Origin of the sequence: Flavobacterium ginsenosidimutans, from assembly GCF_037478105.1 — a bacterium.
Taxonomy (GTDB): domain Bacteria; phylum Bacteroidota; class Bacteroidia; order Flavobacteriales; family Flavobacteriaceae; genus Flavobacterium; species Flavobacterium ginsenosidimutans.
Genome location: NZ_CP147988.1, coordinates 3,541,438 through 3,559,655, shown reverse-complemented (window position 1 = coordinate 3,559,655; position 18,218 = coordinate 3,541,438). Strand labels below are relative to the sequence as shown.

Sequence of the window (18,218 nt, the reverse complement as noted above, 5' to 3'; positions counted from 1 at the left end):
CATTATTTTTTAGATACCAAAAAGACCTGATGTCCTGCCTTAAGGGTGACTTTCGGTGTTCTTACCTTTTTGGCGAAGTAGCCTGAAATACCCTGTACCACGCCACGGCTAAGGTCAGCGGCAACCTGCTGTCCGGCATTCTGTGTGAGCATCACGCTTGTTCCGCCTGTCTGGCTCATATTGCCGGCCATTTCGGTAAGGGCGTTCATTTCGGGAGAATATGGAACGTACAAGCCTTGTTGTCCGTCCAGATCGTAAATGGTTATATCCACCGGAATGATGTTGCCCTCTAATTCTATGGAAGTAATTTTTAGCTGTAAACGCCCTCCTTGAAATTTGGCATTGGCAGTCACAACTGTTCCCTGCGGAATAGTGCGGCTCGGAGTTTTGGCAGACTCCAGTAATCGCAATCGTACGCCTGTTTCACCAATAACGGTCTGCGCTTCGTGAACACAGGCTTTGATACTGTTTTTAGGCTGAACCACCTGCTCCACAGAACCAGCGGTATAAAAACCCCTGTTTTTGGTTTGGCTCCAATCGGCGGCAAAGGCACTGTCTGACGGTTCACGGTACAGGGCTGAAACGGTGTTTTTCCTTGCAGGTGTAAACGCTACAAAACTTTCTTTTTGATTTGCTCCAGCACTTGCCGGAGTTGCATCATTCGGAGTTGTGCCATTAGCAGGAGCTCCATTTTCGGTATTGCTATTTTTGGGAAGATACTTTGCAGCCATTTCATAGGACTTCTCCATCAGTTTGAGTTGGTCGTCAACGGTGGCAACAGGTGGCACTTCTTTTTCGGCCAGCTTTGCTTTCATATCATCAAGTTGCTTGCGGAGTTCCATTGTTTCCGAATTGTTGTCCTGATAAAATGAACCCAATGTGTTTTGCGCATTACGGTAGCTGTTCAATGCATGATTACCGTTTCTTCCCGTGCCTCTGCCACCTCCATAACCATTGTTTTCCTCATCTTCGGGAAGCTGCTCACCGGTCGGCTCTTCCTTGGTGTCGGTATTCCAATAGTCTGATAGTGTTGTAAGGGCGTTGCGTTTTTCCTGGTCTTTGCGTTCAAGCATTTCCTGCTCGTATGCCTTACCCTTGTCGGCAGGCATTCCTGCTTCGGTAGCCTGTGGTACGGCATCATTCAGCCCGATATTCTCAACTGCTTTTTTATCTTCAGCAGGTTTAAATATGAGGTACATACAACCCACGAAGACAATTCCCATCAAGCCAAAAATGAGTGGCTTTTTGAGTTTTTCAGCTTTGTTCTGTGTACTGTCCTGCAGCACATCAGCGGTTTCTGCCGGGTTCCCCTCCGTCACCCGAACAACCGTTTTTTTGTTTTCATTTTCTTTCATAAATCTGATTTTTTAGAATTGTTGATAATGTGTCCTGCAATCTTGCAGGGCTTTCATTTTTTTTGAGGACAGGGTTTTCGATATGCTCAATGACCATATCGTTACCGGACTTTGAGGTGTCGTACATCACTTTGCCAATGACCACTACGGTAAGCAGCACATAACCTACAAAGAAGTACAGCGTATATTTGTGCTGTTTGCGCAGGGGCAACGCCCGCCAATGGTCATCCAGCTTGTCAAAGTACCTGTCCATATTTGCTCTTAATTTTTTCATAGCCTTACTGTTTGTGTTGTTATAGCTTGAAACGCTTAGGGCTTTTCTCTGGCTTTTGCTTTTGTTCTTCATTTACCATTGCAATTGCCTCCGAAGCTTTGGGTGCGGATATTACGGACAAGCCTGTCAGTTCCGATTTTTTGAGCAATTGCCCGAAACCGTCTTTTCTGGCTACCTCCATTTTGTCCAAGGAAAATTTACCGTTCAGGTATTTTACCCACATATTGCATTCAACACGTGGTTTGTCTTCTCCCGACCATTGCAGGTAGCCTGTCAGTAACAAATCTTGTTTAGGCAAACTATCTGTACCTTTTTGGCAGCTTTCGAGGTATTCCCCAATGCTTTCTTTTAACTTTCCAGCGTACGCACCCTGCGTATGGAAATAGCCATTATATCCTTTGTCGGTAAGGATTTTCGCAAACGTGTTTAAATCTGATAATGCTTCCATAAAATTGTTTTTAACGTTCGATAACTTCGATGTCCTTGTTTTCTAACACTGCGAACTTTTCGATATTAAATCCTTGCGGATTGTTGTCAGAGCGAACAGAGTTCACGAGATAGCAGGAAGTAATCAGGTTACGCCTGGTCACATTGCTCGAACGGATGATGAATTGTTTGGCATAGGTACGCACCGCGTAAGGATAGTTGTCGAAGTTGCACACTACACTGTCCACCTCTATACGTTGCTGTACGTTTCCTGAGATGATACGGCTGTAATAACCCTTTTCTGACAAGTCTTTGTAATAGTCAAAAGCACTTTTATCGGCAAGGTTGAATGCCCTGCTCATATTGCTTTCGATAGCGTTCTTGTCGGGTGCAAGCGTAAAGAACAGTTCGTGAAAACGTCTAACGTGTTCCCTCGCTTCCACGGGACGATTGATGCTCGCATCCTGCGACAAGGCAAGCATCAGAGATTTGCCATTATCCAGTACATAGATTTTTTGGCGTTGTTCTTCTGCAAAGCGGTAGGAACGCCATACGGCATATCCTACCACGCCAATGCAGAGAACCGCAAACACAATGGCATATAATCTTATCTGCCTAAAGCTGTTTTCGATATTTCTTAGCGTTTTAAATTCCATTTTTTTGAATGATTAATTGTTTATTTATTCATGAGCCTGCCACCGATGTTTCCAACTGTTGAACCAGCTCCGGCTCCTGCAATATTTCCGGTTTTCATTGCCGCTTGGTTTACATTTCGGGTGAAGTTTCCTGCGCCTCCGGCTTGGATTACCCAGCCCGTCACTGTCGGTATTGTGAAGTATCCGATAATGCCGATAATCATAAAAATGATGTACACCGTATTGCTCGTATCGGGTATATAGGTCGGATCAGCCAACATTGCAATATCCCTTTCCAATATCAGGGATTGAATCCTTGCGAGCATGGAGCTGAACAGATCCGAAACAGGAAGCCAGAGATATACACTGACATACCTGGAGAGCCATTGTGTGAGCGTAGATTGAAAGCCATCCCACACGGAGATGGCAAAAGCAATTGGACCGAGAATACTTAAAACAATAAGAAAAAACGTCCGTATGGTGTCAATGACCAATGCCGCCGCCTGAAAGAGTATTTCCAACAGATTGCGAAACCAGTCTTTTATGGCTTTTTCAACCTGATAGGCAGTCCTGTCCATATACATTCCGGCCATTGTTCCAATGTCGGAAGGCGACCAGCCCAATTCGTCCAGTTTTTTATCGAACTCTTCGTCCGATACCATGTAGGCGGTTTCCGGATTTCTGACCATTGCTTCATATTCCAACTGGTCTTTCTGCTGTTGCAGCTTATTCAGGTCAAGCACCTGGTCTTCGAGTATGGAGTGGGTTCCTGTAACTACAGGACTTAATACCGCATTGATGGTTCCCAGCACAATGGTTGGAAAGAACATAATGCAAAGTCCCAAAGCAAAGGGGCGCAAGAGCGGGAACACATCAATAGGTTCGGCACGGCTTAAAGCCTGCCAAACCTTTAATGCCACATAGAACAATGCGCCCAACCCCGCCAGACCTTTAGCCACTGCTGCCATATCACCGGCAAGCGGCATCATATCGTCGTATAGCGAACGTAAGAGTTCGTGAAGATTATCCCATTCCATAGTTTACCAGTATTTTTGGTTAGCAGTTCCATAGAGTTCAAGCACTCTCTTGGCATCATTTTTCTTTTTCGCTCTCAGGTAGCTTACAGATATGTTCTTATTGGTATAGTAGCGTACAAGGCTGTGGTAATCCTTAACCTCTTTGTATACACGATCAATAATATCCATACGTTCCTTGTCGTTCAGCGAAAGGCTTGATGACGTTATAATCTGCTTCAATTCTTTCAGCAGCTCGGTACTTTCATTAAGAAGTGCAGAATAACCATTGCCGATAGCGACCAATTCCTGAGGTGTGAAATTTGGGTCGTTCATCATCTTGCCAAAATTCTGAACGTACATTTCTGATACATCACCTACCAGCAAAACCGTTTGTTGTACTTTGCGGGCATCTTTCACCAGGTTGTTGATAGCTTTCAGCTTGTCGTAATATTCCTTGCCCTGGTCATAGACTTTCTTCACTTCGTTGAAGTTCTTTACAACATTGCTCACAGTCGAAGAAGTCTGTATGATTTCGTTCGCAGAGTTGATAATCCCTGAAGCCAGGTTTGCAGGGTCGGTTACAACCCACTGGGCTTTTGCTGACGGTGCTACGGCGAGCATTATCGCCGTACACACCAGATACAATACTTTTTTCATTGTTTCTGAATTTTAAAATGTTAATGACTATTGATTTGCTTTATCACGCCTCTGCATGGCGATATGCTTGATGGCGAGTTCGACGTTGCCGTCCAGTTCGGAAGCGAGCTGCATCACTTCCATCTTTTCGGTTTCTTCCGTGGTGTATGCGAGATACTCCTCCAAACTAACTTCGGTGGCATAGACTGCCGAGTGCGTACCACCTAAGCCGATCCAAACCTCTTTGTACAATCGGCTTGGGTCGTTATTCATATTGATGGAAAGTACCTGTCCTTTCTCTTTGTCGGTCAATCCGAGCATTGCCTGTATGTCATCGAACTTGTTCATATACTTGCGCTGGTCTAAGAGGATCTTGCAGTCGGAGTTATTGATGATACTTTCTTTCACAATGGGCGACTGGATGATGTCATCAACCTCTTGGGTTACGACTATTGCTTCTCCGAAGAATTTTCTGACAGTTTTGAACAAATATTTTATGTATTCCGCCATACCTTCTTTGGCGATCGCTTTCCAGGCTTCTTCAATTAGTATGAGCTTTCTGATACCTTTTAGCCTGCGCATCTTGTTGATAAACACCTCCATAATGATAATCGTGACTATGGGAAAAAGGATTTTATGATCCTTTATGGCATCAATTTCAAACACAATGAAGCGTTTGGAAAGCAAGTCTAACTGCTTGTTTGAGTTCAGCAGGTAATCGTATTCGCCACCTTTGTAATAGGGTTCGAGTACGTTCAAAAAATTGGCAATGTCGAAGTCTTTTTCCCTGACCTGCTTTTCCTCCAGAACCTTGCGGTAGTCGCCTTTTACATAATCATAGAAGCCATTGAATGACGGGTACACATCTTCCGTCTTGATACGTTCGATATAGCCACTTACCGCATTCGATAATGCCACTTCCTCCGAACGGGTCGGCGGTTCATCATCACGCTTCCATAGTGTGATGATCAGGGTTTTGATGCTTTCCCTTTTTTCGATATCAAATACGCCATCATCGGTATAGAAAGGGTTAAAGGCAATCGGATTGTCTTCGGTGTAGGTGAAGTAAACGCCGTCTTCGCCTTTGGTCTTTCCCTTGATGAGTTCGCATAGTCCCTGATACGAGTTACCTGTATCGACTAGCAGGACGTGTGCGCCTTGCTCATAATACTGCCTTACCATGTGATTTGTGAAGAATGATTTGCCCGAACCCGATGGACCAAGTATAAACTTGTTCCGGTTCGTGATAATCCCACGCTTCATCGGCAGATCGGAAATATCCAGATGAATTGGTTTTCCCGTAAGCCTGTCAGCCATCTTGATACCGAATGGCGAAGGCGAATTGTGGTAATTGGTTTCTTCCGTGAATAAACACAAGGCAGGTTCGATAAACGTATAGAAACTTTCTTCACTCGGAAAATCGCCTGCATTGCCAGGCATTCCTGCCCAGTACAAAGTAGCCACGTCCGTCGTGTTGTGGCGAGGCTTACACTCCATTAATGCCAAGGCACTACCGCAATCATTCTTTAACTGTTTTAGTTCTGCCGGATCTTCCGACCACGCCATGATGTTGAAGTGCGCACGGATGGAAGACAGCCCGAAGCTGTGGGCTTCGTTCAGGTACTTTTCTATCCACTCTTTGTTGATTTGGTTGGCACGGCTGTACCGAGCCAAAGAGTGCATGTTCCTTGCGGACTTCTCAAACTTCTGGAGATTGGCTTCGCTGTTATCCAAAAACAAGTATTGGTTGTAGATATGGTTACAGCTCAGCAACAATCCCACGGGTGCGGCAAATGACAGACGGCAGTCGCTGCGGTCGGTAGACAGTTTTTCAAAACGGGTGTCTGCTGATACCGATGCTGGCAGGTCATCCGTATCGGACAAGGTGTGCAGGCTCAACCTTTTGTTTCCGATACGGACTTCTTCCGCTCCGAGTGCGATATCCTGCATCGGTGTTCCTGCATCTCTCGATAGCGTAAGGTACTGTTCCAATAATCCCTGTTTTTCGTCGGTACCGATAATATCTTCCTCGGTCAAACGTCGCAGGCTTATAAAACCGCTATCGTTCACGATACGCTCAAATTGGGCCACTGCCTCCATAAAGCGGTGTATCGCTTCTTTATCCCTTATTTCTTTGGGTATAAGCGATCCTTTGCAAAGCGAACTGAAGTTGCTTTGCATGCGCATACGCTCTTTACTCGTTTTGGTCAGGAACAGGTAACAGTAGTGGTTTAAGAACGGTCGCTCGTTGAAATGGCGTTGGTAGGATTTAGCCAAAAAACTCTGGTCTTCCTTTGCCAGATCAGGTGCATAACTTTCCTTGATGTACCAGTCCTGTTTGTGGATAACCGTAAAATCGGGTAAGGTCTTGATGGCCTTGTGCCAGGCCGAATGAATGGCTTCATATTCCGCTGAGGCTACTGTGAACAGTTCCGGCAAACGTACTTCAAAACAGGCGGTAATGTCTGCATCTTTGGAAAGGATGCAGTTGTTTTCTACTGCCAGTAAAGGAAACTTGCTTTCCAACGTGGTGGTCTTTGCTACATTTCTCATACGGCATTCTGTTTAGGTGTGAATTTTAAATAGCGGTGTACGGGCTTGCGGCAGATGATATAGCGGGGATGCCTTTTATTGGCTGCTATTTTCATCAATCCGTGTTCGCCATATTTCCTGTTAAGTGAAAAGGTCTGCCACACAATCAGCGAAGCACCGCCTACTCCGAGGAAGAGGCAGATGTAAGAGTTTACACCTGCCATATACAGTATCATCACCAGGATAAGCGTACCGAGTAGTCCGCCAGCGAAGATGAACAGGTATTGTGCTTTCAACCCTTTAAATTCCACCGTTCTTCCGATGCCTTTGTTGATATTGTAATTCATAAGGCGAAAGATTAAAGGAAGAATGAACGAAGGATGGTAGCGGCAACAATCAAGAAGATACACGCACCAAACCACGAAGCCGCAGTCTTGCTTGTGTCAGGGTCGCCGGAGCTGAACTTGTTGTACACCTTAACGCCTCCGATGAGCCCAACCACCGCACCGATTGCGTAGATTAACTGGGTTGCGGGGTCGAAATAACTTGTTACCATTTGGGTAGCCTCGTTGATACCCGCAGAACCGTTTCCCTGTGCGAACGCACCAATTCCTGACAGCATTGCCACTGCTGCCAACAAAACTTTTTTTCTCTGTTTTTCCATAATTGAAACACATTAATTTGTTATTGTTCTCCCGCACCTTACGGGCTTTCGGGACAAAGGTGTTTCGGAAATCAAGGCGTTATAACAAAGTGGCAGTCAGAGGAAGTGTTTGTCTGGCGATGGCTTTTGGAGATACTTTTTTTAACTTTGCATGCAGACATAATAACCATTAGAAATAGTAAAGGATTTACAAAATGATCAGTTATATTGAACCATATGATCCAAAATGGAAAGCAGAATTTGAACAAATAAAAAAGGTCCTTGAAGATGAACTTAAAGACTTAGAAATATGCATAGAACATATTGGGAGCACAGCCGTGCCAGGATTATTTGCAAAACCAATTTTAGATATTGATATTATTATTGGCAGAGAGGGAGTACTAGGGCTGATAACAAGTAGGCTTGAAAAACTTGGCTACCAGACTAAAGGTGAACAAGGAATTGAAGGCCGGTTTGCATTTGGACAAGTTTCTGATCATGTACCTTTCACCAATCCAATACAAAAATCGGTTGCACACCATCTTTATGTTTGTTACTCAGATAGCCTGGCACTTAAAAACCATCTATTATTTAGGGATGCTTTAATTAAAGATGCAAATCTTGTTGTAGAGTATTCTGCACTTAAAAAATTACTGGTTGAGGATTTAAACATATCGAGAGAAGAATATCAAAGAAAAAAAACCGATTTTATCATTTCGGTTCTCAAAGGCGCAGGACTTATGAATACTGAACTAGATCAGATAAAAGGAGCTAATACCTAAATGACACACTTATAATTGTGTATGAATTTACGTTGATAGCCAACACGATCTACGTAAAAAGTGGTATCTAGCACAAATAGTCAGAATAGAAAAAAGGCCTTATTATTCCTATAGGAAACTTGTGAATGAGTTTTGGAATTCGATGCTTTCAGTAATTTGCGGTGCTTCGCCTTGGAGAAATGAAAAAGGCTGTCCAAACGGACAGCCTTGATCTTATTATTTTTTGCTTTAAAATTTCCCTACATGTATTTCACCTTGATATTAATATCAGATGTAGATTTAAGGTCTACCTTAAAATCATTAAAAGCTGGTTTTTTCAGTTTTTCCATATAGAAGTTGGAAAAACCGAATCCTTCTTTTGGCATGCCGATAAGGTTCTTATCAATTTTACCGTTTCCGTTCTCGTCATCTACAAGCGTGATTCCATAAGTACCCTGTGGCAGATCAACCGATATAGTAAGCTCCCCATTACTGATTGCCTTTTTATCAAAGCTGAATGTTTTGAAGGGCTTTTCATCGTTGTACTGCGCATCGTCCTTAAATACATTGAGAATGATTTTTCCCTTAGCCGATTTCATACCGGTAACCTTAACCTTTGTTTCCTGCTGGGCCATGACGCTGGAAGTACCAAGGAGAAAGAGTAGCCCAATCATTAGATTGACCCCAAATGCGATTGTCTTATTCATAAGCATAAATTTATTTTATCACATTAAAATTATGTATGATTTGAAACACTGTCACTTAAAACAAAAGGGAAGCGGACAAAATCGGCCGTGAATGGTTTTTGCACAGACCTTTATACTTGGGAGTTTGGGAAAATCCACCGTGATGCATGCCTTGCTTTTGCCGAGGGTCGGTAGTTTCAGGCAAACGTAATGATGTGAATACAATCTGAAATCCAATCCAAAGGCTATAAGTGCCGTAAGTTAAATTAACAAAGTCAACATTATCGGATTATAGTTTCGGGCCTTTTCTCCCATTATCCTTTTTTTTTGCGTATTCCTTTCCGTGTTCGATCAATAAATGTTTTGCACCAGGCGCAGCCTTTTGTTGATGCTTACCTTCTCTCTCTAAATTCTCTTTGATTTTCTGAGGAACATAGATGTCTTCCCAATCTGCTTTTTTAGCGCCAAAATTCATCTGTAAACCGGTTTCCCTTAGTCCGTCTTTAAGATCAAATCCATGTAGTCTGTTCCATCCAATCGGGTCCATTGCTAACTCGCTTGGTATTTCCACTACTACAAGGTCTTTTGGAATTTTGGTAATGGTTTCATAGTCTATCTCACCTAATTCCTTTTTTTGAGGATTATAGGGAATAATATATTTTTCAGTAGTATCGTTGAAGTAATCTTCAATTTGGGAGAATACAATTCCATTGGATAGAAAATCATCTTTGGGTCTAAGTTTATCCATTCGCAGATCCACATAGAATGTGTGCCCCTCTATTTCAATCGTTGGCAACATTCCCTTATTCACTCTTTTGTCATAAGCCTCCTTTATCATTATATCCAAATCACTATTCTGACGGACTTCTTCAAGAGAACAATTATATTTTCTACTCATACCTTCGGGGTCTATCTCACCCATTCGTGGTACTGTAATAACAGCGAAGCTATGCTTTCCGGTAATGTATGCATCTATACCATACTCTGTTCTATATTGATCCAGACGTTTAGAGTTTCTGTTTAACACAAATTCATAATGTGTACCATAATCTTTCATCTCGTCAAAAAACAGTTTCCTTTCTTCAGGCCTGTCTTTTTCAACTAATGCAAGTTGGTTGATATCGAACACGTATTTCGTTCCATCGATTTCAATTTCAGGTAATTCCTTTTCCATCGTTCAAAAAAATTAAGATTTACATTTTCCGACCTTTCGGTTTATTTTTCTTCGGTGGGCTTTGTTGTTGTTTTTCGGCATCCTTTTGTTGGCTCTTTTCGGTTTTTAGATTACTTTTAATCAAATCAACAAGAAAGGTTTTTTCCCAGGGGATTTGCTTCGCAGCAAACTGTAATTCTAAGCCCTGCTTTACCAGCCCGTGTGTTAATTCAAATCCGTACTGCCTGTTCCATCCAATTCTGTCAAGCAATCTTTCAGAGGGAAACTCAACAGCGATTAAATTTTTGGGAAGCTCTTTAATATTCCGATAATCAGGCTCCTGAAATTCGTGTGTCTTTGGGTTGTAGGGAATGGTATAGGTTCTTTTGTCTTCATCGTAATAGTTCTCGATATCGGAGAGTACAATACCTTTAGAAAGGAAATCATCTTTAGGTCGAAGCATGTCCATTCGGATGTCAACGTAAAAAGTATGACCGGCAATATCTACCGTTGGCAATATACCTTTGTTTACACGCATATCGTACGCTTGCTGATTGACCATCAGCTCAAAATCTGACTTGTCTTTTATCCCGTCTACAGGATGGTTGTATTTATTGGCCATTCCTATCGGATCAAGTATTACAAATTCAGGAATCTTGACCGTTCTACTTTCACGATCAAACAAATCGGGAAGATTTTTATTCTTCAGGCTATACTCAAAAGCATAGCCATCACCAACATTACGCATATCCTCAAATGGAATGGTATTCTTCTGGTCAGATTTTTCCCTAAGTTCCAGCTTGGTTACATCGACTATAAAGTCGGTGCCTTCAATATTAATAGTTGGCAGTTCTCTCTCCATTGTTCATTTTTTTTACATTCTTCGGCCTTTTCTTTTGCTGACTGTACTTTCCTCTAGCTTTGGACTAATGGATGGTTTTTGCTCTGCCTTTACTTCTTGTCCGTTGTTACGCTTTACAGTTTCCGCAAAACGGGTCTGATGCCAGGGAATTGTTTTGGCTTCAAAATGCAGATGTACTCCCATTTTTTTTAGATAGTCCGAAGTATTCAGGTCATTTGTCTTATTCTGCCCAATTGGGTCAAGAATACGTTTGCCGGGAATTTGTACAACAATAAGGTCTTGGGGTATTTCCTTGACATTGAGGCTCACTTCCTGAAAGGTGTGCGTCCTTTGGTTGTAGGGAATGGTAAAGGTGTTGTCTTTGTGCGAATAATAATATTTCAGTTCGGAAAAGATAATGCCACGTGACCAAATATCATCTTTAGGATGTAGTTTGTCATTAAACAAGTCAACATAAAACGTGTGTCCTGCAATATCTATCGTTGGGATAATCCCTTTGTAAGCAATCTTATCAAAGGCATCCTGATTAACCATTAGCTTGAAATCGTCCATTCCCGCCATTCTATCTTCTGCAATGTTATGTTTCTTTGCCATTCCTATTGGGTCAAGTTTTACGAAGTCGGGTATCTCTGCCAATTTTGCTCCCTGCTCAGCATATGTCGTCAAGCCCTTACTGTTTGGGCTGTACCAAAAACTGTAGCCCTGTATTGCTTTCTCATCCATATCGGATATAGAAATCACATTTTTCGGATTGGCTTTTTCACGAAGTTCCAGTTGATTGACGTCAACGATAAATTCTGTTCCGTATATTTTATATGTTGGAAGTAACCTCTCTGTATCGCTGGGTATCCTGTACAGGTTATCCTTTCGCTCATTCACTACATATTCTTCTTTTGGTTGTAGCTGTTCTGCTACGTTAAGTTTTATATGTTCTATCAAATTGGTATCAACCCACGGCAGGGTACGGGCTTCAAAGTGCATTTGCTTCAGATCCTGACCTTTAAGGCTATTGCCATATTTTTTATTCCATCCTACTATATCCAATTCATACTGGCTTGGAAACTGTACTATGATAATATCTGTAGGAAGTTCGGTTATTTTGGAAACATCGTCCTGTTGAAATTCGCGTGTCGTTGGGTTATAGGGAATGACATAAGCCCGTCTATCACGGTCATAGTACTCTTTTATTTCCGTAAAATTTATTCCCTTGGATTTAAAGTCGTCCTTTGGTCTCAGCTTGCCCATTTGTAAATCAACATAAAATGTATGGCCTGCAATATCAAGAGTAGGCAGTATGCCTTTATTCAAACGCAGGTCAAGCAAGCTGCCTGGTTCTATATTAGTGGTAGGTGATAATTCATTTTCCATATTTATTATTTTAAAAGACAATCCTGATCAGGTTTTAATCATAATCGTTGCACTCTTAAATGGAGTAAACATTTATAATCTGCGTCCACGTTTTTGTTTATTGATGACAGGCTTCGTTGATGACTGTTTCATCCGTTCAGTTTCTTTTCGCTTTAGTTGTTCTATATTTTCCTTAATAATTTCCGGTAAATCGGTTTTCTCCCAGGGTATTTGCGGTGCGTTGAACTGCATTTTAAGGTTACTTGTTTTCAATCCGAACTTTACATCCCTGTTGAATATCAGGTTCCAACCAACAGGATCCAGCGTAAAGCTGAATGGTAATCTGATCGCTATAAGGTTTTTGGGAACTTCTGTTATCTTCAAATAATCAAGGTCTGTTATGTCACGTTTTTTAGGATCGTACGCAAATACATTTTCTCCGAGTACTTGATCGTACTGTGCAAAAGAAGGTAATGGTATTCCTTCAGACGCAGGATTATCTTTGGGGATAAGCCTTTCTTTGTCAAGAACCACATAAAATATATCGCCCGCAATATCAATGGTTGGTAACACACCTTTATTCACCCGAAGATCAAATGCCTGTTGGTCTACCATGATCTCAAAATCTGTTTTTCCTTTTAGTTGATCCATCGGTACATTGTACTTTTGGGACATACGAATGGGATCAAGTTCCACCAATGGAGGTATTGTTACCCTTACACTTTCTTCGTCTGTCCAGATATTGCGAATGTTCCTGCTGTCCAGCCCATATTCAAATTCATATCCATCTGAGACATCAGCCATATAGCCAAAAGGGATAAAGTTGTTTTCGTTAGCTTTTTCTTTTAGGATCAGATTTTCTACATCAACAACAAAGGCAGTACCCTGAATATTGATGAGTGGGAGTTCTCTTTCCATAATAGTATGATGTTATTTGTTCGTAAATAAAAAAGGGGAATTGCCTTTCAGACAAACTCCCCAATGTCAAAATCACTCAAATCATTTTTCCGCAAAGTGGAAGAACCGGCTTCCGTTTCAGATGGGAGCGTGCTGTCCAAAAGCTCGGCAATTTTTCGGGAAGCACCCTCTATGGAATTTTCCAGCAGGCTGAATAATTCAGTTCCCTGTAATCTTTGAACTATAGCTATCGCTGTTTCCTTTTGGGATTGTTCCAAATTTTCTTTTTGGAGCAATGCCCCTACGGAGCTTAGTTCGTCAAAGGTAACCCCTTGGGCAAGACTGTCATCGCCACCAGATATTCCGTACCTGTTCCATTCTTCTTCCTCTTCCTCAAAATCAGGCATATTACTGAAAACTTCGTCCAGCTCTTCCTGCGGAATTTGAATGCCAACGTTTTCGTTTTCGTCGTATTCGATGTCTAAATTATCAGGGTTTATCTCTACTTCATCAATTTGGCGTTCATTGGCAGTGTTTGGCACCAAAAGGCTTCTTGCTGGCTTAGGCTGCCCCATAATATCGGGCAAATTCGGATTGACTTTTTCCTGTGTCGGCTTTTGCTCCGACTTTTTTTTAATGACAATCTTGTCCTGTAAAAGCAGGGCAATGACTATCAGCAGGCATATCACAATTACTGTTTCCATAACTATAAAATGGGTTTAAAATGTTCGCTGAAATAATCTTTAATATCGTCCCCGAACTCACTAAAGTGGTGTTCAAGGATATTGTCGATGTATGAGTAGAGCGTTGTTTTTTCTCCCCTGGTTAATTGCACTATTCGGAGTAATCTTTCGTGGTATTCGGGACGTATGTAAACGACCTTGCCGTTACGGCCCGACGGAAACCGATTGGCTAAAAAACGGGCACTATATTGTGCTGTTTTTTTAGATGGTGTCCTTTTCTTAAATAAGTTTTTCATGATCAGATACGTTATAGAATGGGTTTATTATTCTTGTTATACTCTTCGAGAATTTCTTGGGAATGCAACTCAAAATGATGCTTTAAGATATTATCCAGATAGGCATACAATGGAATTTCTCCAGCACCGATAATTTTCACTATCCGGGTAAGCTTTTCGTGGTATTCAGGACGTACATAAATAGATTTATCGCCCCTGCCTTTCAATGTGTTCCTTTTAAGGAATTTAGAAGAATACGTTCTGTTTGTATTCTTCGCCCTGGTTATTTTATGGTTCTTTTCCATATCCCTAATTATTAAATGGGTTTATACTTATCGTTATAGCTCTTGGTAATCTGTTCGCCAAATTCCTGAAAATGGTAATCCAGCAAGTTGTCCAGATAAGCGTAAATAGTAATCTTGTCTCCACCAATGACCTGAATAATACGTGTGAGCTTTTCGTGAAATTCCGGTCGGACGTAGACCGTTTTTCCGTCACGGGCATTAGTATCCGATTTTTTGAAAAAGATATTTTCGTAATCTGCTTCAGCAGTACGCTTTGTCCGGTTCTTATCCCTAACCGCTGGCTTCTCAGGTGGCGGTTCTTTAGGTTTATCTTCTTCCTTTTCAGGACTTGGTTCCGGGGGAAGCCGCAAACCTTCTTTTTTTACGCCATCCACCATAAGGCTCATCATCAGTTCCTCGTTGATATCGGGAGTAATTTTTTTCTTATTTTCTTTTTCCATAATGCTTACAATTGAATGATGTTTAGAAATTCGTTAATAAACAGGTCCAATTGACAGGTTTTCATCAGCCGTTCATCAGGTGGCATCAGCGTTGAACGGAAAACGACTTTACTGTTGGCTTCGCTTTCTTTACGAAAGCGGGTGCTGTTCTTGACCTGGTTCTGCATCAGGCTTATTCCCAATTGATGGATAAGAGTGTTATATACATCATATAATGGCGTACTCTCCCTGCCATCCACCTGGTTCCAGAAGAGGTTAATGGTTTTTATAGAAGTTTTACCTTCTTTCATAATGATATCTTTCATAAGCTGTGTGAAAACGAGCGTACTTTCCATTACTACACGGTCTGCCGTGATCGGAGTAAAAATGTGGTGCATGCCTGCCAGTGCTTTCAAAATGCCCGGCGTATTTACAGTTCCTGGCAGGTCAAAGAATACAGCATCAATTGGAACAGGAGATGCATTTACATATTCCTGAGCTGCTTCCAATACGCTATCTGCCCTGTGCTGAATAATTTCATATGCTTTTTTATTGATGGTCATAAATTGGTTATACGCCTGTTTTTTCAATGCTTCGTTTTCCATTACCATTTTTAAATCGCGATCTTTCATTTTCAACAGGCTGTGCTGCGGGAAATCCGCATCAAATACCGCTACGTTGTAGCCCAACCGGTAGTGCATCGTACTCGCTGCAAGCGTTGTAAACGTGCTTTTGCCAACTCCGCCTTTTTGAGAAGAAAAGGCGATAAATACTGTTTTGTGTTTTACGTTCATCTTTTAATTATTTAATTGTTATATACTCAATCACCTATGTATGTAAGTGCTTATTTCAGTAGCCAGATACTTATGTGCTACAGTAAATAGGTGTGCTGCTCTGTACCCATATACTTCGGCAGATAATTATGCACCTCTATACCAGATTGCTTAAGCACTCATCTGTACACCTATATCGGTATGTAGCTAAGCAGATTTGTACAACCAGGCCTATTTAATTACGTATCTGCATTGGTGTGTACAGAACTACCTTTTCAGGTATCTGAATAGGTAGTTGTTCATGTACCTGTTTCCTTATTTACCTACCTCGATAGTTCTGTACTTAGGTTGTTACCTGAATAACTATCTACGCACTTATATCCTTCTGTTGGTACAAATAAAAAGAGATTGACAAGCGGTTCTATCAAGGTGGCAGTATTTGGCACTCAAAGGCAGTGTTTGTCCGGGTATTGCATTGCAATGCTCTCAAAAGCAGGGCTTTACTTTGTGTAATGAATTTTATTAACGGATTTATGCAAAAGTCTTTTGGCAAAATGGAGGGTAACAGCAACGGCATCGAGCCGTTTTTCCCTGTTGCATTCAATCCGTCCCGCAGGGCGGATTTTTGTGTTCACCGGAACACGGCAAGTTGTGTTTTGAGGCACTCGAAACCGAGTTCGTGCCTCAAAACAACTTGCCCTTTGCAGGGGGCAGAAAACACTCTCCGAAGTCGAGGTTTTGTGTAGATTAAAAATGGATTTGTGATGAACGAGAATAATAACAATAAACAGAACAAGGGCGGACGGACACCTAAAAGTGATCCAAGCATCCACCGCCATGTTTTCCGTCTGACGGACGAAGAAAATGCTAAACTATTATCACTTTTTGAAGCATCGGGAAAGCCCAACAAAGCAAAGTTTATCATTTCCCTGCTGTTCAGCAAGGAAATGAAATCCGTTAAGATTGACAAAGGAACGGTGGATTTTTATATGCGGCTGACATCATTTCATAGCCAGTTTCGTTCCGTTGGTGTGAATTATAACCAGATTGTAAAGCTGTTGTACAAGAATTTTTCCGAGAAAAAGGCGGCAGCATTTCTATACAAATTGGAAAAACAGACAGCTGAAATGGCGATGCTTTGCCAAAAAATCATTCAGCTAACCGAAGAATTTGAAGCAAAATACCTGAAAAAACAGCCTTAGAAATGATAGCGAAAATTGGCAGGAGCGGGAATTTATATGGCGCGTTGGCGTACAATCAGCTTAAAGTGGAACATGAAAACGGAAAGATTTTATTTGCCAATAAGATGATCGAAACAGCAAACGGACATTATTCCGTTGCACAACTGGCACAATCTTTTGCGCCATATCTCATCGCCAACCGCAATACCGAGAAACATACATTGCATATTTCACTCAATCCCGACCCGAATGATAAGGTAAGCGATGATAAGTTCAGGGAAATGGCGGAGCAGTATATGCGTGAAATGGGCTACGGCGATCAGCCTTTTGTGGTGTTCAAACATACAGATATTGACCGCAGTCATATCCATATTGTATCGGTCTGTGTGAATGAACAGGGTAAAAAGATTTCGGACAAATTCGAGAAAATGCAGTCTATGAATGTATGCCGTGAGCTCGAAAAGCAACACGGATTAATACCTGCAACGGATAAGGAGCGCAACCAGAACGACAAGATCTTCCGTCCAGTAGATTACAAAGCTGGAGATGTAAAAAGCCAAATCGCTTCGGTAGTCCGACACTTGCCGAACTACTACAAATACCAAACACTGGGAGAATACAATGCCTTACTTTCCTTATTTAATATCACTGCCGAGAAAGTGGAAGGCGAATTGCACGGAAAGATGAAGCAGGGACTATTGTATATCCCCTTAAATGAAAAGGGCGAAAGAGCCGGACATCCTTTCAAGGCTTCGCTTTTCGGAAAGAATGCTGGGCTTCCGGCTTTGGAACTGCATTTTGCGAAATGCAAAACGGATTTGAAAGACCACCCAACCCAAAAAACTTTACAATCTGCCGTTACCATTGCCCTGCAAACTACAAGTGATGAATTGAACTTTAAAAAGCAGTTAGCCGTACAGGGAATTAATGTAGTGGTAAGGAGGAATGATACAGGTCGTATTTACGGAATGACGTTCATTGACCACAATTCAAAAGCGGTTTGGAACGGCTCACGTTTGGCAAAGGAACTTTCCGCCAGCATCTTTAATGATTATTGGAACAACAATATCAAACCAGAGATTAAAGAGCCTGCCCAATCCCAACCAAAAATATCACGGTCGAATGATACGGAAGATTTGCCCGATGAAAAACCTCATCAGTTATTCGACTTCTTAAATACTGAAAAACACGAAGATGGTTTGATTGAAGCATTGGGCGGTTTGCTTCCAGAAGCACAGGGCGAAGATTACGAAGAACTGGATTTTGCTAACAAAATGAGGAGGAGACGTAAACGTCAGAATAGGTCAAAATAAAGGAACTATCCAAAAAAATAGGGATAGCCCTTTAATTTTTGCAAGT

Annotated in this window: 22 protein-coding genes; 3 read left to right on the top strand and 19 right to left on the bottom strand. The window is 41.8% G+C overall.

Going from position 1 to position 18,218, the window contains the following annotated elements; translation table 11 throughout:
• Window positions 1–2: 2 nt before the first annotated feature.
• The 9 genes from traM to V6624_RS15560 are packed head-to-tail and all read right to left on the bottom strand — an operon-like array spanning window position 3 to window position 7,538.
• The gene (traM, locus tag V6624_RS15600; RefSeq protein WP_338839269.1) at window positions 3–1,355 is read right to left on the bottom strand and encodes a conjugative transposon protein TraM; all 1,353 of its coding nucleotides are present in this window, start codon (window positions 1,353–1,355) and stop codon (window positions 3–5) included.
• Window positions 1,342–1,629: a nitrogen regulatory IIA protein gene (locus V6624_RS15595; protein ID WP_338839268.1), complete on the bottom strand. Its 288-nt coding sequence runs from the start codon at window positions 1,627–1,629 to the stop codon at window positions 1,342–1,344. Before V6624_RS15595 ends, traM begins: the two co-directional genes overlap by 14 nt.
• Window positions 1,630–1,648: 19 nt before the next feature.
• Window positions 1,649–2,077, bottom strand: a complete 429-nt coding sequence (locus tag V6624_RS15590) for a hypothetical protein (protein WP_338839267.1) — start codon at window positions 2,075–2,077, stop codon at window positions 1,649–1,651.
• Between the two features lie 10 nt (window positions 2,078–2,087).
• On the bottom strand, window positions 2,088–2,711 hold the full coding sequence (traK, locus tag V6624_RS15585) for a conjugative transposon protein TraK (RefSeq protein WP_026712933.1): 624 nt from the start codon (window positions 2,709–2,711) through the stop codon (window positions 2,088–2,090).
• Between the two features lie 20 nt (window positions 2,712–2,731).
• The gene (gene traJ, locus V6624_RS15580) at window positions 2,732–3,727 is read right to left on the bottom strand and encodes a conjugative transposon protein TraJ (protein WP_338839266.1); all 996 of its coding nucleotides are present in this window, start codon (window positions 3,725–3,727) and stop codon (window positions 2,732–2,734) included.
• Window positions 3,728–3,730: 3 nt separating this feature from the next.
• On the bottom strand, window positions 3,731–4,363 hold the full coding sequence (locus tag V6624_RS15575; RefSeq protein ID WP_338839264.1) for a DUF4141 domain-containing protein: 633 nt from the start codon (window positions 4,361–4,363) through the stop codon (window positions 3,731–3,733).
• Window positions 4,364–4,390: 27 nt separating this feature from the next.
• A complete protein-coding gene (locus V6624_RS15570; protein WP_338839262.1) occupies window positions 4,391–6,895 on the bottom strand; it encodes a TraG family conjugative transposon ATPase in 2,505 nt (834 codons plus the stop codon).
• Entirely contained in the window at window positions 6,892–7,221 is a 330-nt protein-coding gene (locus V6624_RS15565; RefSeq protein WP_338839261.1) for a DUF4133 domain-containing protein, read from the bottom strand. Before V6624_RS15565 ends, V6624_RS15570 begins: the two co-directional genes overlap by 4 nt.
• A gap of 11 nt (window positions 7,222–7,232) precedes the next feature.
• Window positions 7,233–7,538, bottom strand: coding sequence for a DUF4134 domain-containing protein (locus tag V6624_RS15560; protein ID WP_002979435.1), 306 nt, complete (start codon window positions 7,536–7,538; stop codon window positions 7,233–7,235).
• A gap of 194 nt (window positions 7,539–7,732) precedes the next feature.
• Here V6624_RS15560 and V6624_RS15555 point away from each other — a divergent pair, with 194 nt between their 5' ends.
• Window positions 7,733–8,299 (top strand): GrpB family protein, encoded by a 567-nt coding sequence (locus V6624_RS15555; protein ID WP_338839254.1) that lies wholly within the window; start codon window positions 7,733–7,735, stop codon window positions 8,297–8,299.
• Between the two features lie 239 nt (window positions 8,300–8,538).
• Here V6624_RS15555 and V6624_RS15550 read toward each other — a convergent pair whose 3' ends face one another.
• The 10 genes from V6624_RS15550 to V6624_RS15505 all read right to left on the bottom strand — a co-directional run bounded on the left by V6624_RS15550 (window position 8,539) and on the right by V6624_RS15505 (window position 15,699).
• Window positions 8,539–8,985 carry a DUF2141 domain-containing protein gene (locus V6624_RS15550; RefSeq protein ID WP_338839253.1) on the bottom strand — a complete coding sequence of 149 codons (447 nt, stop codon included), beginning with the start codon at window positions 8,983–8,985 and terminating at the stop codon, window positions 8,539–8,541.
• A gap of 268 nt (window positions 8,986–9,253) precedes the next feature.
• On the bottom strand, window positions 9,254–10,138 hold the full coding sequence (locus V6624_RS15545) for a hypothetical protein (protein WP_338839252.1): 885 nt from the start codon (window positions 10,136–10,138) through the stop codon (window positions 9,254–9,256).
• 19 nt (window positions 10,139–10,157) lie between these two features.
• Window positions 10,158–10,979, bottom strand: a complete 822-nt coding sequence (locus V6624_RS15540; RefSeq protein ID WP_338839251.1) for a hypothetical protein — start codon at window positions 10,977–10,979, stop codon at window positions 10,158–10,160.
• Between the two features lie 12 nt (window positions 10,980–10,991).
• Window positions 10,992–12,347, bottom strand: coding sequence for a hypothetical protein (locus V6624_RS15535; RefSeq protein ID WP_338839250.1), 1,356 nt, complete (start codon window positions 12,345–12,347; stop codon window positions 10,992–10,994).
• A 72-nt stretch (window positions 12,348–12,419) separates the two neighbouring features.
• A complete protein-coding gene (locus V6624_RS15530; protein WP_338839249.1) occupies window positions 12,420–13,244 on the bottom strand; it encodes a hypothetical protein in 825 nt (274 codons plus the stop codon).
• Between the two features lie 47 nt (window positions 13,245–13,291).
• A complete protein-coding gene (locus tag V6624_RS15525; protein WP_338839248.1) occupies window positions 13,292–13,927 on the bottom strand; it encodes a conjugal transfer protein TraD in 636 nt (211 codons plus the stop codon).
• A gap of 2 nt (window positions 13,928–13,929) precedes the next feature.
• The gene (locus V6624_RS15520) at window positions 13,930–14,202 is read right to left on the bottom strand and encodes a DUF3408 domain-containing protein (RefSeq protein WP_338839247.1); all 273 of its coding nucleotides are present in this window, start codon (window positions 14,200–14,202) and stop codon (window positions 13,930–13,932) included.
• A gap of 11 nt (window positions 14,203–14,213) precedes the next feature.
• Window positions 14,214–14,486 (bottom strand): DUF3408 domain-containing protein, encoded by a 273-nt coding sequence (locus V6624_RS15515; RefSeq protein ID WP_338839246.1) that lies wholly within the window; start codon window positions 14,484–14,486, stop codon window positions 14,214–14,216.
• Between the two features lie 11 nt (window positions 14,487–14,497).
• The gene (locus tag V6624_RS15510; protein ID WP_338839245.1) at window positions 14,498–14,926 is read right to left on the bottom strand and encodes a DUF3408 domain-containing protein; all 429 of its coding nucleotides are present in this window, start codon (window positions 14,924–14,926) and stop codon (window positions 14,498–14,500) included.
• 5 nt (window positions 14,927–14,931) lie between these two features.
• Window positions 14,932–15,699, bottom strand: coding sequence for a ParA family protein (locus V6624_RS15505; protein WP_338839244.1), 768 nt, complete (start codon window positions 15,697–15,699; stop codon window positions 14,932–14,934).
• 743 nt (window positions 15,700–16,442) lie between these two features.
• On the opposite strand from V6624_RS15505, the gene mobA reads away from it, so the two are divergent.
• Entirely contained in the window at window positions 16,443–16,880 is a 438-nt protein-coding gene (gene mobA, locus V6624_RS15500; protein WP_338839243.1) for a conjugal transfer protein MobA, read from the top strand.
• Window positions 16,881–16,882: 2 nt separating this feature from the next.
• A complete protein-coding gene (gene mobB / locus V6624_RS15495) occupies window positions 16,883–18,172 on the top strand; it encodes a conjugal transfer protein MobB (RefSeq protein WP_338839242.1) in 1,290 nt (429 codons plus the stop codon).
• Window positions 18,173–18,218: the final 46 nt, after the last annotated feature.